This is a genomic window from Micromonospora sp. KC721 (assembly GCF_004348355.1).
Taxonomy (GTDB): domain Bacteria; phylum Actinomycetota; class Actinomycetes; order Mycobacteriales; family Micromonosporaceae; genus Micromonospora.
Genome location: NZ_SMJY01000005.1, coordinates 63,997 through 87,427, shown reverse-complemented (window position 1 = coordinate 87,427; position 23,431 = coordinate 63,997). Strand labels below are relative to the sequence as shown.

At 73.4% G+C, this 23,431-nt stretch carries 21 protein-coding genes and 1 pseudogene; 7 read left to right on the top strand and 15 right to left on the bottom strand.

What is annotated here, in order from left to right:
- A pseudogene (locus E1182_RS01990) lies at positions 1-384 on the bottom strand (hypothetical protein); the annotation flags it as partial.
- A 1-nt stretch (position 385) separates the two neighbouring features.
- Positions 386-1,018, bottom strand: a complete 633-nt coding sequence (locus tag E1182_RS01985; protein ID WP_132260877.1) for an RNA polymerase sigma factor — start codon at positions 1,016-1,018, stop codon at positions 386-388.
- A 529-nt stretch (positions 1,019-1,547) separates the two neighbouring features.
- Here E1182_RS01985 and E1182_RS01980 point away from each other — a divergent pair.
- Positions 1,548-2,921, top strand: a complete 1,374-nt coding sequence (locus tag E1182_RS01980; protein ID WP_132260876.1) for a serine/threonine-protein kinase — start codon at positions 1,548-1,550, stop codon at positions 2,919-2,921.
- Positions 2,922-3,134: 213 nt separating this feature from the next.
- On the opposite strand, the gene E1182_RS01975 is transcribed toward E1182_RS01980, so the two are convergent.
- The gene (locus E1182_RS01975) at positions 3,135-3,818 is read right to left on the bottom strand and encodes a DUF305 domain-containing protein (protein ID WP_132260875.1); all 684 of its coding nucleotides are present in this window, start codon (positions 3,816-3,818) and stop codon (positions 3,135-3,137) included.
- A gap of 140 nt (positions 3,819-3,958) precedes the next feature.
- Here E1182_RS01975 and E1182_RS01970 point away from each other — a divergent pair, with 140 nt between their 5' ends.
- Entirely contained in the window at positions 3,959-5,431 is a 1,473-nt protein-coding gene (locus E1182_RS01970) for an LVIVD repeat-containing protein (RefSeq protein ID WP_132260874.1), read from the top strand.
- Between the two features lie 59 nt (positions 5,432-5,490).
- Here E1182_RS01970 and E1182_RS01965 read toward each other — a convergent pair whose 3' ends face one another.
- Complete coding sequence (locus E1182_RS01965; RefSeq protein WP_132260873.1) at positions 5,491-6,303, bottom strand: carcinine hydrolase/isopenicillin-N N-acyltransferase family protein; 813 nt, start codon at positions 6,301-6,303, stop codon at positions 5,491-5,493.
- 103 nt (positions 6,304-6,406) lie between these two features.
- Between E1182_RS01965 and E1182_RS01960 the strand changes: the two genes are divergently transcribed.
- Complete coding sequence (locus tag E1182_RS01960) at positions 6,407-6,628, top strand: DUF2188 domain-containing protein (RefSeq protein ID WP_132260872.1); 222 nt, start codon at positions 6,407-6,409, stop codon at positions 6,626-6,628.
- A gap of 163 nt (positions 6,629-6,791) precedes the next feature.
- Here E1182_RS01960 and E1182_RS01955 read toward each other — a convergent pair whose 3' ends face one another.
- The 6 genes from E1182_RS01955 to E1182_RS01930 all read right to left on the bottom strand — a co-directional run bounded on the left by E1182_RS01955 (position 6,792) and on the right by E1182_RS01930 (position 12,231).
- The gene (locus E1182_RS01955) at positions 6,792-7,721 is read right to left on the bottom strand and encodes a PfkB family carbohydrate kinase (RefSeq protein ID WP_132260871.1); all 930 of its coding nucleotides are present in this window, start codon (positions 7,719-7,721) and stop codon (positions 6,792-6,794) included.
- Positions 7,722-7,823: 102 nt separating this feature from the next.
- Positions 7,824-8,780: a DUF5715 family protein gene (locus E1182_RS01950; RefSeq protein WP_132260870.1), complete on the bottom strand. Its 957-nt coding sequence runs from the start codon at positions 8,778-8,780 to the stop codon at positions 7,824-7,826.
- A 275-nt stretch (positions 8,781-9,055) separates the two neighbouring features.
- Positions 9,056-9,706: a disulfide bond formation protein DsbA gene (locus E1182_RS01945; RefSeq protein ID WP_132260869.1), complete on the bottom strand. Its 651-nt coding sequence runs from the start codon at positions 9,704-9,706 to the stop codon at positions 9,056-9,058.
- 192 nt (positions 9,707-9,898) lie between these two features.
- Positions 9,899-10,417 (bottom strand): 2'-5' RNA ligase family protein, encoded by a 519-nt coding sequence (locus tag E1182_RS01940; protein WP_132260868.1) that lies wholly within the window; start codon positions 10,415-10,417, stop codon positions 9,899-9,901.
- A gap of 60 nt (positions 10,418-10,477) precedes the next feature.
- The gene (locus E1182_RS01935) at positions 10,478-11,083 is read right to left on the bottom strand and encodes a DNA-binding response regulator (RefSeq protein ID WP_132260867.1); all 606 of its coding nucleotides are present in this window, start codon (positions 11,081-11,083) and stop codon (positions 10,478-10,480) included.
- Entirely contained in the window at positions 11,080-12,231 is a 1,152-nt protein-coding gene (locus E1182_RS01930) for a sensor histidine kinase (protein ID WP_132260866.1), read from the bottom strand. The genes E1182_RS01935 and E1182_RS01930 overlap by 4 nt, the downstream gene beginning before the upstream one ends.
- Before the next feature lie 132 nt (positions 12,232-12,363).
- On the opposite strand from E1182_RS01930, the gene E1182_RS01925 reads away from it, so the two are divergent.
- Positions 12,364-13,203 (top strand): hypothetical protein, encoded by an 840-nt coding sequence (locus E1182_RS01925; protein ID WP_243705973.1) that lies wholly within the window; start codon positions 12,364-12,366, stop codon positions 13,201-13,203.
- A 70-nt stretch (positions 13,204-13,273) separates the two neighbouring features.
- Entirely contained in the window at positions 13,274-15,079 is a 1,806-nt protein-coding gene (locus tag E1182_RS01920; protein WP_132260865.1) for a DEAD/DEAH box helicase, read from the top strand.
- 51 nt (positions 15,080-15,130) lie between these two features.
- Here E1182_RS01920 and lon read toward each other — a convergent pair whose 3' ends face one another.
- On the bottom strand, positions 15,131-17,467 hold the full coding sequence (gene lon, locus E1182_RS01915; RefSeq protein WP_132260864.1) for an endopeptidase La: 2,337 nt from the start codon (positions 17,465-17,467) through the stop codon (positions 15,131-15,133).
- A 244-nt stretch (positions 17,468-17,711) separates the two neighbouring features.
- On the opposite strand from lon, the gene E1182_RS01910 reads away from it, so the two are divergent.
- Positions 17,712-18,059: an Lsr2 family protein gene (locus E1182_RS01910; RefSeq protein ID WP_132260863.1), complete on the top strand. Its 348-nt coding sequence runs from the start codon at positions 17,712-17,714 to the stop codon at positions 18,057-18,059.
- Between the two features lie 185 nt (positions 18,060-18,244).
- On the opposite strand, the gene E1182_RS01905 is transcribed toward E1182_RS01910, so the two are convergent.
- Positions 18,245-19,510 carry a hypothetical protein gene (locus tag E1182_RS01905; protein ID WP_132260862.1) on the bottom strand — a complete coding sequence of 422 codons (1,266 nt, stop codon included), beginning with the start codon at positions 19,508-19,510 and terminating at the stop codon, positions 18,245-18,247.
- Positions 19,511-19,807: 297 nt separating this feature from the next.
- Positions 19,808-20,689, bottom strand: a complete 882-nt coding sequence (locus E1182_RS01900) for a hypothetical protein (protein ID WP_132260861.1) — start codon at positions 20,687-20,689, stop codon at positions 19,808-19,810.
- 255 nt (positions 20,690-20,944) lie between these two features.
- Here E1182_RS01900 and E1182_RS01895 point away from each other — a divergent pair, with 255 nt between their 5' ends.
- Complete coding sequence (locus E1182_RS01895) at positions 20,945-21,322, top strand: FKBP-type peptidyl-prolyl cis-trans isomerase (protein WP_132260888.1); 378 nt, start codon at positions 20,945-20,947, stop codon at positions 21,320-21,322.
- 122 nt (positions 21,323-21,444) lie between these two features.
- On the opposite strand, the gene E1182_RS01890 is transcribed toward E1182_RS01895, so the two are convergent.
- Together E1182_RS01890 and E1182_RS01885 are read right to left on the bottom strand one after the other, a co-directional pair.
- A complete protein-coding gene (locus E1182_RS01890; protein WP_132260860.1) occupies positions 21,445-21,813 on the bottom strand; it encodes an STAS domain-containing protein in 369 nt (122 codons plus the stop codon).
- Positions 21,814-22,041: 228 nt separating this feature from the next.
- Complete coding sequence (locus tag E1182_RS01885; protein WP_132260859.1) at positions 22,042-23,316, bottom strand: Ig-like domain-containing protein; 1,275 nt, start codon at positions 23,314-23,316, stop codon at positions 22,042-22,044.
- Between the last annotated feature and the right edge of the window lie 115 nt (positions 23,317-23,431).

The window sequence follows — 23,431 nt, the reverse complement described above, 5'->3', positions numbered from 1 at the left end:
GGGCTGCGGCACCGACGCGGGCGGGCCGGCCGGCGGTTGCGGGTCGGCCGGGCGGTCGCGGGTCACCGCGGCGAAGGCGACCCCGGCGGTGGCGACCGCGGCGACGCCGGCCACCCAGGCCGCCAGGCCGGTGGTGAGGCCACGCCGGCGGCGGGGCGGGGTGGCGGCCGGCCCGGCGGCACGGGCGGCCCGGAACGCGGCGAGCGCCGCCTCCTCTCCGGCGACCTCGCCGGGATGAGCGGGTGCCGTGGCGGCGGAGAGCAGCCGGGTGAGCGGTTCCGCGTCGCCGGCCGTCCTGGTCGCGGCGGCGTCGAGCAGCCGCTCGGCCTCGGCCCGGTCCAGAGAACGGTCGGAGCGGTGGAAGTCCATCCAGTGTCCCCTCACGTCATCCGTCCGCCGGCTCGGCGCGAGCCTCCGGCGCGGGATGGCCGCGGCGGGGCAGGGGCGGGGTGGCTCGCCGTGCGGCCTGCGTCGGCCGGGCCGCGTCCGGCCGCTCCAGCAGCGCGGCCAGCCGCCGCAGGCCGCGGTGCGCGGCGGTCCGGACCGCACCCGCCCGACGCCCGAGCACCTGGCCGGCGGTCTCCGCGTCCAGCCCGATCACCGCCCGCAGCAGCACCGCCTCCGCCTCGCGCGGTGGCAGGGTGGCGATCAGCGCCAGCGCCGCCTCGGTGCCGATCGTCTCACCGGCCCGTTCAGCCGTGTCGACGTCCCCCGCCAGCTCGCTGAGCGCCTGCACCGGCACCGTGAGTGCGGGCCGGCGGCGCTGGCGGCGGAGATGGTCCATGGCTCGGTTGCGGGCGATGGTGACCGTCCACGCCCGAAACTCCCCACCGGTGAAGCGGGGCAGGTCGCGGGAGATCTGCAGCCAGGTCTCCGAAGCGACGTCCTCGGCGTCCGGGCCGACGAGGACGGTGAGATAGCGCAACAGGCCCGGTTGGAGGCTGCGGTAGAGATAGCGGAAGGCGCCCTCGTCGCCGGCCCGCGCCGCGGCCACCGCCTCGGTCAGCTCACCGGTCATCCGTCCGCCGTTCCCGCCCGGCCCCTGGCCATCGGGGCAGATGCGTCGTCGCGCCGCAAGCCCGGCGGCTGGACCCCGTCGCGCACCATCAGCCCCCCGCTGACCCCCGTCGCGCCCGTGCCGGCAGGCCCGGGCGGCATGTCTGGACCCCGCCGCAGCGGTACGGCCGTCGGCGAGAATGCCCTACCGGCACCGTGGGCTGGCCCAGGGTCGGGCTAACGCTAGGAGTCGATCGGCGGCGGAACAAGTCGGCGACGCATCCCGGCCGGAGTGAGAAATCTCTACCCGCGTCGGCGGCGAGTCGAGGTAACACGGACGGAGCGCAGGACGCTCTGCGCGCTGCTCGCGGCGGGTACGGTGGCCCGGGAGGCCGTTTCGTCCGGGCTCGCGCGTGCGTCCGCCCGGCGTGGTGACGCGTCCGGCGGTCGTCACCGTTTGGATGGACGTCGGCCACCGCCGCCGGTCGGCTGGACCACATTCCCGGACATCGCCGTGAGTCCTTCTCGCGACCGCTGGGTACGGTAAGGGGGTGTTGTCATCGGAGGTCGTGCTCAGCGGTCGCTACCGCCTCGACGAACGTGTCGCCACCGGCGGCATGGGCGACGTCTGGCGCGCCACGGACCTCGTTCTGGGCCGTCGGGTCGCGGTGAAGGTGCTGCTGCCCGCGCTGGTCTCCGATCCCGACTTCATCGCCCGCTTCCGCGCCGAGGCGCGGATCATGGCCGCGCTGCGCCACCCCGGCATCGTGCAGGTCTTCGACTGCGGCGAGGACCGCCTGGACGACGGTGGTCGGGCCGACTACCTCGTCATGGAGTTCGTCGAGGGTGAGCCGCTGTCCCGGCGGATCGAGGCTGCCGGGCACCTCGAAGTCGACGAGACCATGTCGATCGTGGCGCAGGCCGCGCAGGCGCTGCACGCCGCGCACGTCGGCGGCATCGTGCACCGGGACGTCAAGCCGAGCAACCTGCTGGTGCAGGAGGACGGCACGGTGGTCCTGGTGGACTTCGGCGTCGCCCGGTCGACGAACGTGACCAGCATCACCAGCACCAACGCGGTGCCGGGCACCGCGCTCTACATGGCGCCCGAGCAGGCAGCGGGCCGACCCGTGTCCGGGGCCACCGACATCTACGCGCTGGGCGCGGTCACCTACTGCTGCCTCACCGGCACCCCGCCCTTCACCGGCGACAATCCGCTCCAGGTGGCGGTGCGCCACCTGGACGACGAGCCGCCCGCGCTCCCGGCCGACATCCCGGCCTCCGTCCAGTCCCTGGTGGCCCGGGCGCTGGCCAAGGATCCGGCGGACCGCTTCGCCAGCGGCGCGGAGATGGCGGCGGCGGCCCGCGCGGCGCTCGGCGACGACAGTGGCACGCCGACCGCCCTGGTGGCTCCCGTGCCGGTCGGTCGGACCAGCACCCGCAACGCCGTGCCGACGCTTCCGGGGGCGACCGTGGCGGCACCGCGGCGCGGCCGGGGCCGCCGTGGCTCCCTGACCGGCGCGCTGGCCGCGGTGCTGGTCGCGCTCACCGCGCTCGGTGCCGCACTGGGGGCAGCCAAGCAAGCCGGCGACCGGGCCACCGACATCAAGAACCCGTCGACCAGCGCCGTGCCGAGCGAGCCGGCACAGCTGCCGGTCGTGGCCGAGGAGAGCGAGAGCCGGCAGCCGTACCGGCCCGAGCGGGTCGGGAACCAGGGCCCACGGCAGTCGCCCACGCCGAGCGTGAGCCCGTCACCGCAGCCCTCCGGATCGCCCGACGCGTCCCCCTCGATCACCCCGCCATCCACGCCCAGCGGCCAGCCGCCCACCACCGGGCCGGCCGATCCGCCGCCCACCACCGGGCCGGCCGATCCGCCGCCCACCACCACCGCGCCGCCGGGCGGGGATCCGCCGCCGGCCGGCGACTGACTGGCTGACACGAACAGAAAACGCGTCAGCGCCAGATGGGACATCGCGGTCGACCGACTCGGCCGTGCTCTGGCCGGCGGCAGGTACCGGCCGAGCACCGACCGGTGTCGGGGCGCGGTGATGGAGCGGCTCCGACCCGGTGACCGGGACGACCACGTGGCGTCCGTCATCGTCGAACATGTCGGCAGATCCCCGCCGCGAGGCGGAAGACGGTCAGAGCAGGGCGCGCATCCGGTCGATCTCCACCGCCTGCTCGGTGGCGACGGAGTTGGCGAACTCGTTGAGCTGCTGGTCCGCGCCCACGCCGAGCAGGTCGGTGGCCATCGTCACGGCACCCTGGTGGTGCTCGGTCATCATTCGTACGAAGAGCCGATCGAAGTCGGCTCCCCGGGCGGCGGCGAGCCGGCGCAGCGCCTCGGGCGACTGCATGCCGCGCATCGTGCCGTGGTCGTGGTCGGGCACCTCGGCGGAGAGGCCACGGGCGCTGAGCCAGCCGCGCATCATGCCGATCTCCGGCGCCTGCGCGCCCCCGATCCGGTCGGCGATCGCCTTGATCCCCGGGCTGGCGGCCCGGTCCGGCGCGAGCTGGGCCATCTCCAGGGCCTGCTGGTGGTGCGGGATCATCATCCGGACGAACCAGACGTCGAGCGAGTTGTAGTGAGGTGACCCGGTCACGCGGACCTCGTCGGCGGGACGGGCGACGACGGGCTCGCCGGGGCGGCCGGGCACGATGACCGAGGGGCCGCCGCTGGCCGTCGGCGACGGCGTCACGCCGACGGCCGTCCCGGCTTCCGCGGGGGCACGCCGGCCGGCGGGACGCAGCGTGAACGCCAGCGCCGCCAGCAGTACGGCCGAGAGTGTGACGACGAGCAGGATCCGTCCACGTCGGGCGGTCATGCGGATTCCCCCTCCGATCGAGGTCACGCCGATCGTAGCCATTGGCGACAGTCGCAAAGTGTGACCCGAGTCACATCGACGCTCCTCGTCGGATAGTAGGGTGTCCAGCATCATCACCCCCTGCCCGAAGGGCTCTGCCGATGATCAGTCTCACCCTCCACCGGCGACGGTCGCGTACCCTCGGCGTCGTCGCCACCGGCCTGCTGGCCGCCAGCCTCACCACCGCTCCCGCCAGCAGCGCAGCCGCGACGCCCGACGCGGAGGCGGTCGCCGCGGTCACCGCCGCACCGGCCACCAACGACCCCGGTCTCGGGGTCGACGAGATCTCCAGCAGCCCCAACCTGCGCCAGATCGCCAACCTGCCCAAGCAGGCGCCGTTCAACACCCCGGGCGCGGCCGGCACCGACCTCGCCTTCCAGGGCCGGTACGCCTTCGCCGGCAACTACAACGGGTTCGTCATCTACGACATCGGCAGGCCCAGCGCCCCGAAGATCGTGTCGCAGGTGCTCTGCCCCGGCTCGCAGAACGATATCTCGGTCCACGGCAACCTGCTCTTCCTCTCCACCGACTCCTCGCGCAGCGACGACTCCTGCACCAGCACGTCGCAGTCGGCCTCGGTGAAGGAGTCCTGGGAGGGCATCAAGGTCTTCGACATCACCGACAAGACCAACCCGCGCTACATCAAGTCGGTGGAGACCGCCTGCGGCTCGCACACCCACACCCTGGTCCCGGGCAAGGACCGCAAGACGGTCTACCTGTACGTCTCGTCGTACAGCCCGCGGGCCGACTTCCCGGACTGCCAGCCGCCGCACGACTCCATCTCCATCGTCAAGGTGCCGCTGAAGAAGCCCACCGACGCCGCCGTGGTGGCCACCCCGAACCTCTTCCCCGACGGCGGGTACGAGGGCGCTCCGGGGAAGGCCTCGGCAACCAGCGGATGCCACGACATCACCGCGTACCCGACCAAGGACCTCGCCGCCGGCGCCTGCATGGGTGACGGCATCCTGCTGGACATCCGCAACCGCGAGGCGCCCCGGGTGATCAACCGGGTACGGGACACGGTGAACTTCGCGTTCTGGCACTCGGCCACGTTCAACAACGCCGGCACCAAGGTGGTCTTCACCGACGAGCTGGGCGGCGGCAGCGCGGCCACCTGCAACGCCACCGTCGGCCCGCACCGTGGCGCGAACGCCATCTACGACATCACCGGCCGTGGTGACGCCCGGAAGATGGTCTTCCGTAGCTACTACAAGATCCCGCGCACCAACGCGAACACCGAGAACTGCGTGGCGCACAACGGCTCGCTGATCCCGGTGCTCGGCCGCGACATCATGGTGCAGGCGTGGTACCAGGGTGGCGTCTCGGTGTGGGACTTCACCGATTCCGCCAAGCCGAAGGAGATCGCGTACTGGGAGCGGGGACCGCTGTCGGACACCCAGCTCACCACTGCCGGCGCCTGGTCGACGTACTACTACAACGGGCACATCTACTCCAGCGACATCCAGAAGGGCCTGGACGTGCTGGAGCTGAACGACTGGCGGACCTGGACGGCCCACCTGGTCCACTTCCGTGAGCTCAACGTGCAGACCCAGGCCGGCTACCTGAGCTGGTAGCGGGGGCGACACGACCGGGCCCGGTCCCGCTGGGGGCCGGGCCCTCGCGCGTACGCCGGTCAGCTCACCGGCAGCCGGTAGCGGCGCTCGCCGCCGCCCGCCGGAACCAGCCGGACCTCGCCGCGCTGTACCCGCATCGTGCCGGCGACGAACTCCACCACCGCCGACCGGCCCGCCGCGGCGGCGAGCAGGTAGTGCAACGGCGGCCCGCCGTCGAAGTCCAGGTTGTGCCGCTCGAACACGGCCACCGCCTCGTCCACCGTGGCCGCCCGGTCCAGTACCAGGCGCAGGATCCGCACCGAGCCGACGGTGGGCCGGCCCGGCACCGGCTTCGCGGTGGCGTGGTCGTCGGCGGCCACCCCCACAGCGAGCCCACGCTCGTTCATCCCGTCGAAGGGCAGGAGCGGCGCGTTCAGCAGCCGTCGGTCCCCCGTCGGGTCCGACCCCACCCCGAGGTACGACAGGTCCCCCATCGAGACTGACGCGTAGCCGTCCGGCGGGTCGGTGCGCAGCACCATCGCCGGGTGGGCCGCCCAGTCGAAGTTGCGGGCGACCAGCGGCCGAGCCGGGTCCCCACCGGCCGCGAAGAGCGAACAGCCGAACGGACCCGACGCCGGCCGGGCGTCGGTGCCGACCGTCGGGTCGTACCCGCCGGCATAGGTCATCTCGTACAGCGGCAGGTCGTCGACGCGGCGCAGGCTGGCCAGGGTGCGCGCGACCTCGTCGGCGTCCTGCCGGGAGGCGGTCGGCGTCGCGGCGGCGGCCGACGCGGCCGGCTCCACCAGCCGGGGCGGGGCGTCCACAGCGGAGTCGGTACAACCCGCGGTGACGAGCAGCAGGGTCGGTCCGGTGCCCGCCAAGGCCCTCCGCATGTCCCCAAGCCTGGGGCAGGCTTCGACGGTTGTCCACCGCCCGTCGTTTTCCGGTCTCCACGCGGGGTACCAGCGAGGCTAACCGACGAGAGGAAGGCGGCACATGAAGCGCAACGAATACCACGTGGTGCCGAACGGCGGGGGCTGGAAGGTCGAGCAGGGCGACAGGACTCTCGGCTCGTACGACACCAAGCACAGCGCGGTCGAGCAAGGGCGCAAGATCGCCCACGCCAACGAGCCGAGCCAGCTGGTGGTGCACACCGCCGACGGGAAGATCGAGACCGAGTACACCTACCGGGACGACCCCTTCCCACCCGCGGGCTGACCGGCGCGATCCCTCCGGCGGTCTGCCGGAGCCACCTGGCCACAGGCGGTTCCGGCAGGCCGCCGTCGTCGCAGCCCCGGGCGGGGGCGATCGACTGCCGCTCCGCGCAGGCGATCGGGGCACACTGGCGGGGCGGAGCGGTCAGGTCGCGTGGGTCGACGGTTCAGGCCGGGATCAGCGCCAACTGTTTCCCGATCGCCTCCTCGGAGAGTTCCGGGCGCCCACCCGGGTGCCCCACCGTGGCGCCGGCCGCGGCGACGGCGCGTCGGGCGACGAGGTCCCGGGGTTCCCCGCGCAGCAGGCCGGCGGTGAGCGCGGCGACGAAGGCGTCCCCCGCGCCGGTGGTGTCCACCGTCGGGGTGTCGCTGAGCGGGACGAAGAGGTCGCCGTCGGGCCAGGCGAAGGCGTTGCCGACCCCGTCCACCTCCACCGCGACCAGTGTCGGGCCGTGCCCGAGCAACTCACGGGCGGCCCGGCGGCCGTCGGTCGCGTCGTTCGGCCGAGCGCCGGTCAGCAGTTCGGTCTCCCGCGCGTCGGTACGCAGCACATCGGCGAGCACCAACAGTTCGGCAGCGCGCGACCGCTCCTCGGGCGCACCGTCCAGCACGACCAGCCGCCCGGCCTGGCGGGCGCAGCCGGCGGCGGCCAACGCCGCCTCGTGCGGCTGCTGCAACTGCACCAGCACCGCCCGGGCGGCCCGCAACCGGTCTGCGGCACGGCGCACGTCGGCGGCGGCAAGCAGCGTCGGCTCGGGCAGGTCCTGCACGTAGTGCCAGTTCCCGGCGGCGTCGACGAGGTCGACGATCAGCCCGGTCGGCGTGCCCGCCCGGCGTACCACGGCTGCCACGTCGACCCCGTCGGCCCGGGCCCGGGCCAGCAGCCGATCGGCGATCTCGTCGTCACCGACCACGCCCAGCAGGCCGACAGCGACACCGAGCTGTGCCAGCGCCACCGCCTGGTTGGCGCCCTTGCCGCCGAGCAGCTCCCGCCGGCACCGCACCGGCGCCGTGCCCGAGGCCGCGGGCAGCTCGTCCACCTGGAGCACCAGGTCCCTGGCGATCTGCCCCACCACCACCACGTCCGGTTCCGCCATACGGCCCCTACTACCCGCCGGCGGCCATGGCATGTCGGCGTGCCGGCGGCCGCCGGCCGGGAGTGGGCGGGGGCGGAAGCTTCTGTCGGACGGCAACCATCCTCAGGCTCCCATCTCTGCTTCGTACGCCGAGCGGAGCCGGGCGCGGGCGGCCGGGGCGAGGCAGACGTGCCACGCCTGTCCCTCGTCGACGACGTTCAGCTCACCGGCGGCCTGCCGCGCGAACAGGATCTCGGCCAGGATCTTCTGGACACCGAAGCGGGCGAACCAGCTCATCTCGATGTCGACCGCCCACCCGAGACAGTGGGCACTGGGCACCATCGCCGCGTACCCGAGACGGCGTAGTTGGTGCTGGTGCTCGGCGCTGCGGACCAGACTGGTGACCCACAGCGGCGGGGTGCCGACCGGGGTAGCCCGGTCGAACTCCCGGGCAACATCGTTGAGCAGCGCGACGATCTCGCGGCGGGCCCGGCGGAACCGGACGCCGGCGGTGCGCGGGGTGGCGTCGGGCCGGAGCCGGCGACCGACCGCTCGCACCCCTCGGCCGACCAGCGTGCCGGGCTGCTCCCGGTAACGGAACGCGAGTAACCCCCGCCGCCGCAGCCATTCCAGGTCCACCAGGTCGGGGTGGGTGTTGACCTGCTCGTCGGTGCCGAAGGTGGGGGTGTCGCGCCACCACATGAGGTCGATGCGGGAGAGCAGGTAGATCCGGACCAGGGCAGTGAGGTCCCGGGCCGAGTTGCGTTCGTTCGGCTGGTAGCGGGCCATCTCCAGCAGCAGCGTCTCACGGGCGCCGACGATGCCCTGCGGGCTGGCGTCGAGCACGGCGGCGACCGCCGGTTCGCGCATCCGCTGATCGAGCAGGACCCGGCGGGCCAGGATGGCGTCGGAATCGGCCAGCGCAGCGACCTCCACCAGCAGGTCGGCGACCGCGTCGCGGTACGCGTCGAGGTCGGGCAGGACGCGGGCGACCGCGCGGGCCGGCGACGGGGACCGGCGGGCGAGGGCCGGTGAGGTGACGGACGGCTCGGGTCCGGAGCTGCGGCTGGGTACGCGCATGGGCTGGTCCTCTCCCGTGTGACACGCACGGCACGGATCACCGTGAGGCACACGCTAACCACCCATAGTCGCCAAGGAATCAGAAATGCTCTTATATACCCCTAAGTGCGACTCATCGCCTTCGCCTGACCGTACGACGACAGCGCCGGGTCGGATCGGGCGGGCGCGGTCGACCGGCACCCACTCGGACACGCTTCAGCCGGGTTCGAGCGCCCTCTGCGATCCTGCGTCGCGCCACCGCCGGCCCGGGTTAGAACGGAAGGGCCCGCGGTCGGTCAGTCGAAGGAGGGCTCGAGGTCGCGGCTGCGCTTGAGCTCGTAGAAGCCGGGGGTGCCGGCGACCAGGAGGACGCCGTCCCAGAGCCGGCCGGCGGCCTCACCCTTCGGTGCCGGGGTGACCACCGGGCCGAAGAACGCCACCGCCCGCCCGGGCACCGGCCCCGGAGCGTGGATCACCGGAGTGCCCACGTCGGTGCCGACCGGCTTCATCCCGGCGTCGTGGCTGGCCCGGACCGCGTCGTCGTGGTCGGTGCGCTCCGCCACGTCGGCGAGGGCGGGGTCGAGCCCGGCGTCGGCCAGCGCCGCGCGGTTGAGCTCGTCCCCGAGCGGCTGCCCGCCGGGGTGGATGCGGGTGCCGAAGGCGGTGTACAGGTCCCGCAGGACCTCCCGGCCGTGCGCCTCGGCCGCGGCGACGCAGATCCGCACCGGCCCCCAGGACAGGCGACGCAGCGCGAAGTACTCGTCGGGCCGGTCCCGGTAGGGCTCGGGCACGTTGTCGTTGCCCTCGTTGAGCACCGCCAGGCTCATCACGTTGAACCTGATGTCCACCGGCCGGACCTTCTCCACCTCGAGCAGCCACCGGGAGGTCACCCACGCCCAGGGGCAGACCGGGTCGAACCACATGTCCACGGTCGCGCGGTCGTTCATACCGTTGTCTCCTCTGCCGTTACGGGCCCGTCCGCCCGCTCTGGGTGATCCTCCCCCGGACGGCGGCGGCGGAGCGGGCCGGCGGTGGGACGTGGGACGGTGATGTGGGTCACCACGGCGGCACGCTGCCGGGCGTCCCGCCGGGCCGGATCCCCGACGGGGGCCGCGCCTACCGCGTACCCGCGTCCGCGGTCAGGCGGCCGCGCCCAGCGGGCTGACCGTACGGGTGTCCCCGTCGTAGCTGCGGGCGGCGACGAACTCACCCGACGGCCGGTCCGCGCCGGCCAGCACGCGGGCGAGCCGCCGGTCGTGGTGTCGAAAACGCAGTGCGAGGCTCAGGTGCGGGATCCACCGACCGGGGGCGTGCCACGGGTTGCGGCCACCGGCGGGGGTGAGCACCTCGTCGACCGCCTCGTGCAACGCCGTCAGCCGGGGGTCGGGCCGCACCAGCCAGACCAGCGGGGCGCTGCCGTCGAGCACCTCCACCCGGCCGAGGTGCACCGGTAGGGGCAGCGCCGCGTCGAAGAGATCGGCCAGCCGTTCGGCGGCACCGGGCGGGAACCGGTCGACCGAGGCCATGGTCAGGTGCGGGCGGTTGGTGGGGTGGGTGTTGCGGGCCAGGCTCGGCAGGCCGGCGGCGGCGAGCCGGTCCCAGGCGGCACGCACCGTCTCCTCCAGCCGGGGGTCGCAGACCAGTTCGACGGTGGGCACCTGGTCAGGCTATCGGCGGGGTGGGCGGTGGCGACGCCCCGCGGTGACCGTGCGCCGCGACTAGAGCCAGCCGGCCTCGCGGGCAATCCGGACCGCGTCGGCCCGGTCGGCCGCCCCGAGTTTCTGCACACACGCGCTCAGGTGGTTGCGCACCGTCCCCGGGGCAAGGTGGGTACGCCGGGCGATCACCGCGATCGGGCTGCCGTACCCGGCCAGCCGCAGGGTCTCCAGTTCCCGGGGGGTGAGCGGGCAGGGCGGCAGGGTCAGCGCGTCGGCGGCCAGCGCCGGGTCCACGTACCGGGCGCCGGCGTGTACCCGGCGCACCACGTCGGCGAGGGCGCCACCGGGGGCGCCCTTGGCCAGGAAGCCGCGCGCCCCCGCGGCCAGGGCCCGGCCCAGGTGTCCCGGGCGGCCATGCCCGGTGAGGATGACCACCGCGCAGGAGGGCAGCACGCGAGCCAGCTCGGCGGCGAGTGCGATCCCGCCCGGCGGCGGCATCTCGAGGTCCACCACGGCCACGTCCGGCCGGTGTGCCCGGGCCGCCTCCAGGGCACCCCGTCCGTCGCCCGCCTGGGCCACCACCTCGATGTCCCTCTCCAGCCCGAGCAGCGCGGCGAGAGCCTGGCGGATCAGCTCCTCGTCGTCGGCGAGCAAAACGCGGATCACCGGGACACCGGTACGGTCACCGCGAGGGTGAAGACCCCGCTCTCGCACCGGACACGCAGGCCGCCGCCCGCCGCCGCCAGCCGCTCGGCCAGCCCGCGCAGCCCGTGGCTGTGCCCGTCGGGTTCTCGGGCGTCGCCGACGCCGTCGTTGCTCACCGTCATCGTCACCGCGTCGTCCTCCCGCACGATCCCGATCCGGCACCAGTTGGCCCGGCTGTGCCGCAGCACGTTCGTCGCCGCCTCGCGCAGTACGGCGGCCAGTTCGGCAGCGGCCTCCGCCGGCAGTTCGCCGGCGGCCGCGTCCACGTCGCAGCGCACCCCGCAGGAACGCAGCACCTCGGTCACGGCGGCCAACTGCTCGCCGAGGTCCACCGCCCGGTAGCCGTGTACCGCCTCGCGGACCCGGTGCAGCGCCGTGCCGGCGAGCCGCTGCACCTCGGCCGCCTCCCGGCCGGCCCGCCCGGCGTCGACCGGCGCGAGCCGGGCGGCGAGTTCCGCCTTCAGCGCGATCACGGTGAGGTCGTGACCGAGCAGGTCGTGCACGTCCCGGGCGAAGCGCAGCCGCTCCTCGGCCGCGGCCAGCCGGGCGCGGGCCTGCTGTCCCTGCCGAGCGGCGACGAGCAGGTCCCAGAACCACACCTGCACCCCGTTGACGGCCGCGATGCCGGCGCCCACCCCGCCGGCGATCACCACGGCGGCGGCGGCCGAACCGCCGGTCCACCCAGCCACCGCGACCGCGACCGCGACGACCGCCGCCGCGACGGCCAGCGCGGGGCGGGGACGCAGCAGCAGCGGCGTCATCCCCACCAGCGACGCGCCCAGCCACGCCCAGGTGGGCCAGGCACCGGCTGCCACCGGCCCGATCAGCGGCACGGTGGCCACGGCGACCACGGCGAAGGCGGTGTGCAGGCGGCGTCGGCGGCGCTGCCCCAGCCACGGGGTGACCGCCGCGTGCAGCACCGCGGCCTGAGCGGCGGCGAAGGCCACCAGGCCGGTCGCGCCGAGCGCCAGCCGCAGCGGGTCCGGCTCGCGCGTCAGGCCGATGCCGGGCAGCAGCAGCGCGGAGCCCACGCTGGCCACCAGCGAGGCGAGCGCCACCCGACGGGCCCGGCGCAGCCGCCGGTCCGTATCCGTCGCCCCCACCGTCATGTCCGCCGATCCTAGGGCCGGGCGGGACCATGCTGGCCCCCGCGACCGTCACGGGTCACCCGTGGACTCCGCACGCCCGTCCCGTGTCGGACGCACCTGTCGCCGCGCGCCGCCCGGCGGCAGGGTCGAGGCATGTCCGAGACGCTTGCCGTACCCACGTCCCCGGCCACTGCCCGGGACCGCCCCGGCCACCGCCTGCTGCGGCACCTGGTCGGGATGACCGTCGCGATGGTGGCCGGGATGCTGCTGCTCGATCCGCTCTGGCGTACCGCCGGCGCGGCGCTGGAGTTCACCGATGTCCTGGCCAAGCCGGCGGTCGCCGCCCTGGTCATGGCGACCAACATGTCGATCGGGATGGTGGCGTGGATGTGGCACCGGGGTCACCGAGCCCGGGCGCTCGTCGAGATGGTCGCCGCGATGTACGTGCCGTACCTGCTGCTGTTCGTCCCGTTCGCCGCCGGGCCGCTCGACGGGGAGGCCCTGCTGCTCGGCGGCCACCTGCTGATGGTGCCGGCGATGGTCGTGGTGGCGGTCCGGCACCGGCACGCGCACCCGGTTCCGTCGCCTCGGCGTCCGGTCGTCGCGGCGTTGGTCTCCCGGTGGCCGTCCTGGCTGGCGCTGCTGATGACGGTCGACAACTGGTTCGACCCGGTGGTGCTGCCACCGCTCAGCCTGCTCGTCCTCCCGTTCGGCTTCCTGGTGGCGGGCACGGTGCGTCGCAGTTGGCGGGACCGGGCGGCGGTGGCGTCCCAGTTGGCCGGCCTGGCCGGGTGGGGGACGCTGGCGGCGCTGGCCGTCGTCGCCGACGACGGCCCGGCGCGCTGGCTGGTGGCCGGCGGCTGGCTGGCCCACGCCGCCTGGGACGCCGTGCACCATCGGCTGGACCGGGTGGTGCCCCGCGGGTACTCGGAGTGGTGCGGGGTCCTGGACACCGCCGTCGGGCTGACCATGGTGCTGGCCATCCTGGCCTGAACCTGGCGGGGACGACGGTTTGTGGGCGGTCGCCGCAGCGGGCCGGTCGGGGTGATGAAAAGCTTTGCCCATGAGTTCCGCACCAGAATCGACCCCCCGCACCTCCACCGGCCCCGACGAGGCGAGCGCCTTCACGGACCTCGGACTCCGCGCCGAACTGCTCGCCGCGCTCGCCGCGCTCGGCTACGAGGAGCCGACCCCGATCCAGCGGGAGGCGATCCCGCCGCTGCTGGCCGGTCAGGACCTGCTCGGCCAGGCCGCCACCGGCACCGGCAAGACGGCCGCGTTCGCGTTGCCGCTGCTGCAGCGGATGCCGGACGCACGCGGCGGCGGGGATCCGGTGTCGCTGGTGCTGGTGCCCACCCGGGAGCTGGCGGTGCAGGTGTCGGAGGCGTTCCACCGCTACGGCAAGGACCTGGGCGCCCGGGTGCTGCCGATCTACGGCGGCCAGCCGATCGGCCGGCAGCTGCGCGCGCTGGACATGGGCGTGGACGTGGTGGTGGCCACTCCGGGGCGGGCGCTGGACCACATCGCCCGGGGCACGCTGCGGCTGACCGACCTGACCACGGTGGTGCTCGACGAGGCCGACGAGATGCTCGACATGGGCTTCGCCGAGGACATCGAGGCGATTTTGGAGCACGCCCCCGCGCAGCGGCAGACGGTGCTCTTCTCCGCCACCATGCCGTCGCGCATCGACGGGCTGGCCCGCCAGCACCTGACCGACCCGGTGCGGATCCAGATCGAGCGGGAGCGGACGGTGGCCGGCGAGGCGCCCCGGGTGCGGCAGAGCGGGTACATCGTGGCCCGGGCGCACAAGCCGGCGGCGTTGGGTCGGGTCCTGGACGTCGAGTCGCCCACCGCGGCGATCGTCTTCTGCCGCAGCCGCGAGGAGGTGGACCGGCTCACCGAGACGATGAACGGCCGCGGCTACCGGGCTGAGGCGCTGCACGGCGGGATGAGCCAGGAGCAGCGGGACCGGGTGATGGGCCGGCTGCGCTCCGGCACCGCCGACCTGCTGGTCGCCACCGACGTGGCGGCCCGTGGGCTGGACGTCGAACAGCTCACCCACGTGGTCAACTACGACGTGCCGTCGGCGCCGGAGTCGTACGTGCACCGGATCGGCCGCGTCGGGCGGGCTGGCCGGGAGGGCGTGGCGATCACCCTCGCCGAGCCGCGCGAGCACCGGATGCTCAAGACGATCGAGCGGGTGACCGGGCAGCGGATCGCCATCGACAAGTTGCCGACCGTGGCCGACCTGCGCACCCGCCGGCTGGAACTGACCCAGGCGGCGCTGCGGGAGTCGCTGCTCGAGGACGACCTGGAACCGTTCCGGGTGATCGTGGAGTCGCTGTCGGACGAGTTCGACATGATGGAGGTCGCGCTCGCGGCGGTGAAGCTGGCCCACGAGGCGGCCCTGCCGGGCTCCGACGACGACGAGGAGGAGATCCCGCAGGTCGCGGTCCGTCCGCCGCGCGAGACCCGACCGGGGTACGAGGGTCGCGGTGGCGACCGCCGCCCGGGCCGTCCCCGCCCCGCGGGTACGACGCAGGTCTTCATCGGCCTGGGCCGGCGCGCGGGGGTACGCCCGCAGGATCTGGTGGGCGCGATCACCGGGGAGACCGGGGTCAGCGGCCGGGACATCGGTTCGATCGAGATCGCCGACCGGTTCTCCCTGGTGGAGGTGCCGGTCGGGGTGGCCGACGAGGTGATCGCCGGGCTACGCGGCAGCACCATCAAGGGCCGAAAGGCGACCGTACGCCGGGACCGTGACGGTGACGGCGACGACGGCGGCGGCGAGCGCCGGTTCGACGGCGCCGACCGGCGCGAGCGCCGGGGCCGGGACTTCGACGGCGGCGGCCGACGGGATCGCTACTGACACCGACGTCCCCCGTCCGTGCCGGGCAGGGACGGGGGACGTCGGTGTCCGTCAGGCCGCGCTGAGCGCCGGGCCGCCGAGGGTGCCGGCGTTCACGTCGGCCGGGCGCAGCGCCAGGGCGAGCACGTCGGCGACGTCGGTGAGGGTGTGCACGGTCAGCGCCTCGCGGACCTCGGCGGGCAGGTCGTCCAGGTCCGGCTCGTTGCGCTTCGGAATGATCACCTCGGTGAGGCCGGCCCGGTGGGCGGCGAGCAGCTTCTGCTTGACCCCACCGATGGGCAGCACCCGGCCGGAGAGGGTCACCTCGCCGGTCATCCCGAACTCGGGGCGCACCGGCCGGCCGCTGGCCAGCGACGCCAGCGCGGTGACCATGGTGATGCCGGCGCTGGGGCCGTCCTTGGGCACCGCGCCCGCCGGGACGTGCAGGTGGATCCGCCGCCCGGCGAGGGCGTTCGGGTCGAGCCCGAGCCGTCGCCCGTTGGAGCGCAGGTACGACAGCGCGATGTGCGCGGATTCCTTCATCACGTCGCCGAGCTGGCCGGTGAGCGTCAGCCCCGGCTCGCCCTCCATGCTGGTCGCCTCGATGAACAGCACGTCCCCGCCCGCGCCGGTGACGGCCAGGCCGGTGGCCACGCCCGGCACGGCGGTACGCTCTGCCGACTCCGGGGTGTGCTTCGGCCGGCCCAGGTAGCGGGCCAGGTTGTCGGTGTCCACCCGCACCGGCGCGGGGTCGGTGGCCAGCTCGACGGCGACCTTGCGCAGGACCTTCGCCAGGGCCCGCTCCAACTGCCGGACGCCGGCCTCCCGGGTGTACTCCCCGGCGATCCGCGAAAGCGCCGCGTCGTCGAGGGTCACCTCGTCGGCGGTGAGCCCGGCCCGTTCCCGCTGTCGGGGCAGCAGGTGATTCCGGGCGATGGCCACCTTCTCGTCCTCGGTGTAGCCGTCCAGGGTGACCAGTTCCATCCGGTCCAGCAGCGGGCCGGGGATGGCCTCCACCACGTTGGCGGTGGCCAGGAAGAGCACGTCGGACAGGTCGAGGTCGACCTCCAGGTAGTGGTCCCGGAAGGTGTGGTTCTGCGCCGGGTCGAGCACTTCCAGCAGGGCGGCGGCGGGGTCGCCGGCGTAGCCGACGGCCAGTTTGTCCACCTCGTCGAGGAGCACGACCGGGTTCATCGAGCCGGCCTCGCGCAGTGCGCGGACGATCCGGCCGGGCAGCGCGCCGACGTAGGTGCGCCGGTGGCCGCGGATCTCGGCCTCGTCGCGGACGCCGCCCAGGGAGACCCGGACGAAGGTGCGGCCCAGCGCCCGGGCGACGGACTCGCCGAGGCTGGTCTTGCCGACGCCGGGCGGTCCGGCCAGGGCGAGCACCGCGCCGGAGCCGCGTCCGCCGACCACGCCGAGGTTGCGCTCGGCGCGGCGGTTGCGCACCGCCAGGTACTCCAGGATGCGGTCCTTCACGTCGGCCAGGCCGGCGTGGTCGGCGTCGAGCACCGCGCGGGCCGCGGCCAGGTCGGTGTTGTCCTGGGTACGCGTGGTCCACGGCATCTCCAGCACCGTGTCCAACCAGGTACGGATCCAGCCCGCCTCCGGGGAGGCGTCGCTGGCCCGTTCCAGCTTGCCGACCTCGCGCAGCGCCGCCTCGCGTACCTTCTCGGGTAGCCCGGCGGCCTCGACGCGGGCCCGGTAGTCGGCGGAGCCGTCGGGCTCATCCTCGCCGAGTTCCTTGCGGATGGCGGCCAGTTGCTGCCGGAGCAGGAACTCGCGCTGGGACTTCTCCAGCCCCTCGCGCACGTCGTTGTTGATCCGCTCGGTGACCTCCTGCTCGGCCAGGTGGTCCTTCACCCAGCCGACCAGCAGTTCGAGCCGGGCGGTGACGTCCGGCGCGGCGAGCAGTTCGGTCTTCTGCGCCAGGGTGAGCCAGGGCGCGTATCCGGCCGCGTCGGCCAGCTCGGAGAGGTCGGTCATCCGTTCCATCGCGTCGATGACCTGCCAGGCGCCGCGTTGCTGGAGGACCGAGGTCATCAGCGCCCGGTACTCACGGGCCAGGTCCCGGGCCCGGCCGGCCGGGGCGGGCTCGTCCAGCGGGGCCGCCTCGACCCAGAGGGCCGCGCCGGGGCCGGGCACGCCGGAGCCGATGCGGGCCCGGGCGAGGCCACGCACCACGGCGGCGGGTTCGCCGTCGGGCAGCCGGCCCACCTTCTCGATGGTGGCGATCACGCCGACGGAGCCGTACTCGCCGTCGATGCGGGGCACGGCGAGGAGCTTGTGCTCGCCGGTGGCACGGGCCGCGTCGACCGCGGCCTGCGTGCTCGGATCGAGGGTCACCGGAATGACCATTCCGGGCAGCAGGACGGCGTCGGTCAGGGGAAGTACCGGAAAGGTTGCCATCGAACACCTGCCATCAGTGGAGTTGAGCGTGTCAGACTCAAGCTGCCCGGCGTTCCTCTTGTTCCTGGCTGTGACCCGGGACACTGCGACCGCATCGGGCCGCGACACCGGGTCGAGCATCGGCCGCAGGTTATCCGACGATTGCGCGACTCGCGCAAATGAAAACGACGCATATTGTTGCGGATTTGCCGCAGGATGGGTCAAACTCTTAGCCACACCCCGCCCAACACAGGGAGTAATGGCGATGGCAAGGAAGGTAATAACCGTTCTGACCGACGACCTCGACGGCGGAAAGGCCGATCGGACCGTCGAGTTCAGTCTGGACGGTGCGGCATACACCATCGACCTCTCCGACGAGAACGCGGGGGTCCTTCGCAAGTCGCTGGACCCGTACATCACCGCTGGCCGACGGCTGGGCCGGGGCAACGTCGAGGCCGGTCGTCCGGCCCGCCGTCCCGGTCGTGCCGGGGTCTCGGGAATGGACCGTGAGCAGAACCGGGCCATCCGGGAATGGGCCGCCAAGAACGGCTTCGAGATTTCCGAGCGTGGACGCATCCCGGTCAACGTCGTGGAGGCGTGGAAGAACCGCTGACCACCACGGGCGGTTCACCGTCCGCTGCGCCGGGACCACGCTGGGAAATCAGCGCGGGTCCCGGCGCTTTTCGTGCCGTTCGCCATTCCTGACCTTGTCTCGGGACTGGTGGCGGCGTACGCACGAACGCCTGCGGGCCGCCCGGACATCCGTCCGAGCGGCCCGCAGGCGTCACGTACGCCGGGTCAGTTGACCTGGATCCGCACCACGTCGAAGGCGGGGGTCTGGTTGGCCCGCTCCATCATCGGCACCCGGTGCGAGCCGTCACCGGCCCAGACCGCGCACTGCGCGGTGCCGTTCTGCGGCAGGCCCGGAACCTGGATCACGACCTCGTCGGCCTGGCGACCGCCGCGACCGTCCTCGGTCGCGACGAAGAAGGCCGGCACGGCCTCCGGGTTCGTCGGCGCGCTGTTGGTGTTCTGCAGCATCCGGCAGGCGGTGTGGAAGTGTCCACGGGTGAGACCCTGGCCGTTGAGGACCGAACTCTCCTTGTAGTAACCACCCTGGCCGGCGGCCAGGAACCGGTCGCGGACCAGGTTGCGGGTGGAGATCCGCAGGGTGAACGCCTGGTTGCGCTGGACCTGGTTCGGGAACTGCGTGATCAGCAGGGACGGGTTGTTGGCCGCCGCACCGACCTCACCGAAGGCGGTGCCCACGCAGCGGTTGCCGTTCTGGAAACCGTCGTGCGCCTGGAGCCGGCTGTTGCCGCAGTCCTTGGCGAGGACATCGAGGGCGTTGCCGTTGTTCCCGTTGTTGTTGTTCTGGCCGCCGTTGTTGTTCTGGCCGCCGTTCTGGCCGCCGTTGTTGTTGCCGCCGTTGTTGACGTTGCCCTGGGCGGCGACGGTGCAGGTGGCGAGCTGCTCAAGACCCTGCGGTCGCTGCGCCACCCGGCCGATCGCGATCGCGATCCGGTCCAGGACCGCGGCCCGCTTCCCGGCCAGCGGGCCCAGGATGGCGTTGTTGATGAAGGCCTGTCCCTTGTTGCCCTCAGCGGCCAGCCGCCGGTTCGCCTCGTCGATCTGCGTCTTGAGCAGGGCCAGGTTCCGGTCGACCTCGTTGCGCGCCTGGGCGGGGATCTGCGGCAGCCGTGCGGTCACGTCCGGGCACGACACCCCGGAGGCGAGGGTCGTCACCGGAGCGTTGCCGGCCTTGAGCGAATTGCACTCGGCGACCGACATCTGGCCGTCACCCCAGTGGTTGCGCACCCAACGATCGTTCTGCCAGGTCTGGGTGGTGCTGGTCCGGCCACCCGGAGAGGTCGCGCCCGGGCTCGGCGGCACACAGTTCGACGACACCGTACGGGTGTTCGTCGACTGCCGGCGCTCACCGGCCGACGAGATCTGGGTCACGGCGGCGATTCCACCGAAGACCGCGAGCGCGCCGACCGCCGCGAGCAGTCGCTTGCTCCGCGCGCTGCCGGCAGACCGGCGCGCCCCTGAGGTCCTGCGCATCGAATTGCTCTCCTTCTCGATCCGGTACCTGACTCGTGATCCCGTCGGGCGACGGAATGCGGGGTGGGTCACCCCCTCAGGATCACTGCGACGTTCCGGTCGCACGTCGATGGCCGACGATGCCGTTTCGCACCGTCCGCCGCGTCGGCTGGCGCGGCTGGAAGATCCGTGTCCGTTCCTGCTTAGGTACGGAGACCCTCCGGCGATGGTTCAACGCGGATCGAGGATTCGAGGGCGATTTTTCGCCGACCCCCGAACCGGGACACCGAGTCACGGTGCCGTGACGAAAGGCGATCGTCAGTCGACGCAGAGGTGGCCGAAGGCGAAGTCGTCGGCCAACTCGTCCCGGCGGTCGCGCAGGGCCCGGATCTGTCGCCGCAGCTCGGTCCGGTCGACCAGTGCCGGCTCGTCCATCTCCGGAAAACGCAGCCGCTCCCCCACCGCGAGGGCGGCCAGGTCCTCGGCGAACCGGGCGGCGTCCACCCCGCAGCGGAACCGGTGCTCCCGCACGGTGACCCGCTCGACCATGCTCTGCCCGGGGCGTACCTCGACCCAGCTCCAGCCCTCGGCCGCGCCGTCGCGCCACCGCACGTGCAGACCGCGAACGATCGGATCGGCCAACCGCCGGGCCACGTACGCGGCCACGGCGTCGGCCCGCGCCAACGCCCCGAGGTCGTTGACGTACCCCTGTCGACCGCCGGGCAGCCGGCCGACGATGTCGCGGAAGCCGACCGGTGGATCGAGCGCCTCGGCGTCCGGCCCGACGGGCGGTGCCGCAGTGGCGTAGTCGCGGGCGTCCAGGACGTACGTGACGATCGGGCGGCCGTGGTCGGCAGCGCGCAGGGTGAGCGACTCGATCCGCAGCACGGGCAGACCGACCGCGGCGCAGACCGCCTCGCGCATCCGCTCGGCACGCAGCCTCACCGACCCGGGCGGGGCGGCCGGGGCGATCGACACGGCCAGGCGCGGCAGACCGCTGTCGGCCGCGCAGACGACGTGGTCGAACTCTTCCCGGGTGGCCGAACTCCACTGGTGCCCGGTGATCCCCTCCGGGCGATGTGCCACCAGCTCACCCAGTCGCCGGTGCCCGTGCACCACGTGGCCGGCCCGGGTGAACGACCCACCAGCGTCGCAGGGCACTGGCCGCAGCCGGGCGTCGTCGGTGGCGGCGGGTGTCATCGTCGGCGAATCCTCACGCTCGGTCGGTCGACCGCCGAGTCTAGGGCGTCGACCGGGCCGCCGGGCACCATCACCGATGGCGTCCCGTCGGCGTCCGCGAGTGATCATTGCCGGGCAGATGGCAGGGGCGGCCGTGGGGTCCGCACGGGATCGGCCCTACACGATCGGGCAGGATCGACGGTGACCGGAGGATAACGGCCGTGGCCGCGCCGGACGGGCGGGCCGCCGGCACGAGCACAGGAGAAGCAGATGAGCATGCCCCAGGCAGGCAAGCCCGAGATCGGCCCGATCGAGGGCGCACCCCCGGCCGACCTCGTCGTCGAGGACATCAGCGTGGGCGACGGCCCCGAGGCGCAGCCGGGCCAACTGGCCGAGGTCCACTACGTCGGGGTGTCGCACTCCACCGGCCGGGAGTTCGACGCCTCGTGGAACCGGAACCAGACCTTCCAGTTTCCGCTCGGCGGCGGTCAGGTCATCGCCGGCTGGGACCAGGGGGTGGTGGGCATGCGGGTCGGCGGCCGCCGCCGGCTGACCATCCCACCGCACCTGGGCTACGGCGCCCGGGGCGCCGGCGGCGTGATCAAGCCGAACGAGACCCTCGTCTTCGTCGTCGACCTGGTGGGCGTGCGCTGAGCCGTCGCGGGGCCGCCGGTGGGCCCGACGGCCCCGCGACGCAGGCACGGTCGGCAGCCGAGGTCGCACCGGCTGGGCACCGGTGGGCCGGGGCGTTCGACGACCCGGGATCCCGCCGGGACTCAGGCGCAGGCCGCCAGGTCGCTGCGGCGGCAGGCGGCCGGGGCGGCACCGACCAGCACGGGGACGATCCGGTGGACACCGGTGACCCGCAGCACCCGGGCAACGACCGGATCGGGATTCACCAGCACCAGCTCGCCGCCGCGGGCCCGGACCCGAAGCCGCGCGGCGAGGAGCGCCCGCACCCCGGCCGCGGAGAGCAGCCGCACCCCGGAGAGGTCGACCCGCAGCACCGGTCGGGCCGGCGCGGCCCAGAGCGCGGCGCGCAACTCGCCGACCGAGGCCACGTCGATCTCGCCGACCACCCGTACCTCGGCCACCTCGTCCCGCACGTCGAGCTGGACGTGGAGCCGATCACCGTGCTGTCCCATGCCGACGAAACTACCCTCCACCACCGACAATCAGGCCCTGCCGCGGGCCTATCCCCGGGTACGCCCCGGGAACGCCCCGACCCGTCTCAGGGGAACCGGGCCGGCCGGGGGCGACGGCGGTTGGGAGCCGGCAGACGGCTGTGCCACGGCCACGCCCCGGCGGCGACGACCGCGACCGGCCCGCCCTGCGGCGAGCCGGTCGCACCCCGGTCGTTCCTCCCCTGGCTCTCAGCCGCCGCTGGCCGACGGTGTCGGCTCCGGTGACGAGCCGCCCGCCACCGCTCCCGGATGCCCCTGCGACCCGACGGGCGCCGGCTTGAGCCCCGGCGGCACCGGCAGCGCGCTGCCTCGGACGAACTCGTCCCAACTGACGTTCCAGGCCGTCCAGCCGTTGCCGTGCCGGACCTGCACCTCGGTGCCCCTCACCGTGATCAGGTCGCCGACCTGGGTGATGCCCATCAGCCAGTCGGCGGCGGCGGACGACACGTTGGCGCAGCCGTGCGAGACGTTGGTGTGGCCCTGGTCCCCCTCCGACCACGGCGCGGCGTGGATGAACTCCCCGCCCCAGGTGTAGCGCTGGGCGTCCTCGACATCGACCACGTAGGGGTCGGCCGAGCCCCGGGTGTCGAAGGTCGTCTGCTGGTGCTTCTCCATGATCACCATCTTGCCGCTGGAGCTCGGCGTGCTGGGCTTGCCGAGGCTCACCGGGATCTTGCGGACCAGTTTGTGATCCCGGAAGACCGACATCTGCTTGGTCGCGTTGTCGATCTCGAGGGCGACCTGGCGGCCGATCCGGGATGTTGCCCGCCGGTCCTCGTCGCCGACGTACCGCGTACCGATGGGCAGCCCTTCGAGCCCGGCACGGACGCTGATCTTCGTGCCCGGCTTCCAGAAATCCGGCGCCCGGTAGTAGACCTGCGTGCCGTCCTCCAGCCACGACCAGGTACCCGGCTGCGGCGGATCCGTCTTCACGAACAATCGTCGCTGCACGGCCGCCCTGGCTTCTTTCGGAATTCCCGGATCGAATGCCACGGTCACTGGCATCGCCGTGCCGTACGTCTGGTTTCCGGCGAAGTAGAGAGTGCTCGTGATGGCCTGCCGGGTCGATTTCGGCGCCGTGGTGAACGTCGTCCTACCGACTGCGGTGCGGCCGTGGTCACCGGTCGCGGTGACCTCCGCGGTGTAGGTGCGGCCGTTCTCCAGTGGGGCGGCCGGCACCCAGCTCGACCCGTCCTCCCGGGGCTCCCCCGCGAGCTGTTTTCCCTTGTCGTCGGTGAGTTTCACGGCAGTGACCCGGCCGCCGCCGACGGTGGTGCCGACCTCCGCGCTGACCGGTACGTCCCTGGCCCGATCGGCGGGGGTCAGGGTGACCGTCGGGTTCGCCGCGGCTCGACCGGGTGCCGGCCCCGCAGCCGGCTTCCGGTCGGCGGTGCACCCGGCGAGTATCAACGGTGTGGCTGCGATGGTCACCGCAAAAAGCGTCAATCGCCGCCTCACATCCATGTTCAGCCCCCCAATTTCCGCTCCCCTTGGCCACATTCTGTACGTCCCTTCTCGGGGCGCGGCGCTCTTTCGCGGGAAATGCTCGGAAACGGGCGGACGTTTGGCCGTCGCCGTG

What these genes read in the sequence shown, in the direction of transcription:
- E1182_RS01920 (WP_132260865.1), top strand. Translation starts at nt 13,274, where the DNA reads ATGAGTTCCGCACCAGAATCGACCCCCCGCACCTCCACCGGCCCCGAC.
- E1182_RS01910 (WP_132260863.1), top strand. Translation starts at nt 17,712, where the DNA reads ATGGCAAGGAAGGTAATAACCGTTCTGACCGACGACCTCGACGGCGGA.
- E1182_RS01975 (WP_132260875.1), bottom strand. Translation starts at nt 3,818, where the DNA reads ATGACCGCCCGACGTGGACGGATCCTGCTCGTCGTCACACTCTCGGCC.
- E1182_RS01900 (WP_132260861.1), bottom strand. Translation starts at nt 20,689, where the DNA reads ATGACACCCGCCGCCACCGACGACGCCCGGCTGCGGCCAGTGCCCTGC.
- E1182_RS01955 (WP_132260871.1), bottom strand. Translation starts at nt 7,721, where the DNA reads ATGGCGGAACCGGACGTGGTGGTGGTGGGGCAGATCGCCAGGGACCTG.
- E1182_RS01950 (WP_132260870.1), bottom strand. Translation starts at nt 8,780, where the DNA reads ATGCGCGTACCCAGCCGCAGCTCCGGACCCGAGCCGTCCGTCACCTCA.
- E1182_RS01895 (WP_132260888.1), top strand. Translation starts at nt 20,945, where the DNA reads ATGCCCCAGGCAGGCAAGCCCGAGATCGGCCCGATCGAGGGCGCACCC.
- E1182_RS01970 (WP_132260874.1), top strand. Translation starts at nt 3,959, where the DNA reads ATGATCAGTCTCACCCTCCACCGGCGACGGTCGCGTACCCTCGGCGTC.
- E1182_RS01945 (WP_132260869.1), bottom strand. Translation starts at nt 9,706, where the DNA reads ATGAACGACCGCGCGACCGTGGACATGTGGTTCGACCCGGTCTGCCCC.
- lon (WP_132260864.1), bottom strand. Translation starts at nt 17,467, where the DNA reads ATGGCAACCTTTCCGGTACTTCCCCTGACCGACGCCGTCCTGCTGCCC.
- E1182_RS01885 (WP_132260859.1), bottom strand. Translation starts at nt 23,316, where the DNA reads ATGGATGTGAGGCGGCGATTGACGCTTTTTGCGGTGACCATCGCAGCC.
- E1182_RS01925 (WP_243705973.1), top strand. Translation starts at nt 12,364, where the DNA reads ATGTCCGAGACGCTTGCCGTACCCACGTCCCCGGCCACTGCCCGGGAC.
- E1182_RS01985 (WP_132260877.1), bottom strand. Translation starts at nt 1,018, where the DNA reads ATGACCGGTGAGCTGACCGAGGCGGTGGCCGCGGCGCGGGCCGGCGAC.
- E1182_RS01930 (WP_132260866.1), bottom strand. Translation starts at nt 12,231, where the DNA reads ATGACGGTGGGGGCGACGGATACGGACCGGCGGCTGCGCCGGGCCCGT.
- E1182_RS01965 (WP_132260873.1), bottom strand. Translation starts at nt 6,303, where the DNA reads ATGCGGAGGGCCTTGGCGGGCACCGGACCGACCCTGCTGCTCGTCACC.
- E1182_RS01890 (WP_132260860.1), bottom strand. Translation starts at nt 21,813, where the DNA reads ATGGGACAGCACGGTGATCGGCTCCACGTCCAGCTCGACGTGCGGGAC.
- E1182_RS01905 (WP_132260862.1), bottom strand. Translation starts at nt 19,510, where the DNA reads ATGCGCAGGACCTCAGGGGCGCGCCGGTCTGCCGGCAGCGCGCGGAGC.
- E1182_RS01960 (WP_132260872.1), top strand. Translation starts at nt 6,407, where the DNA reads ATGAAGCGCAACGAATACCACGTGGTGCCGAACGGCGGGGGCTGGAAG.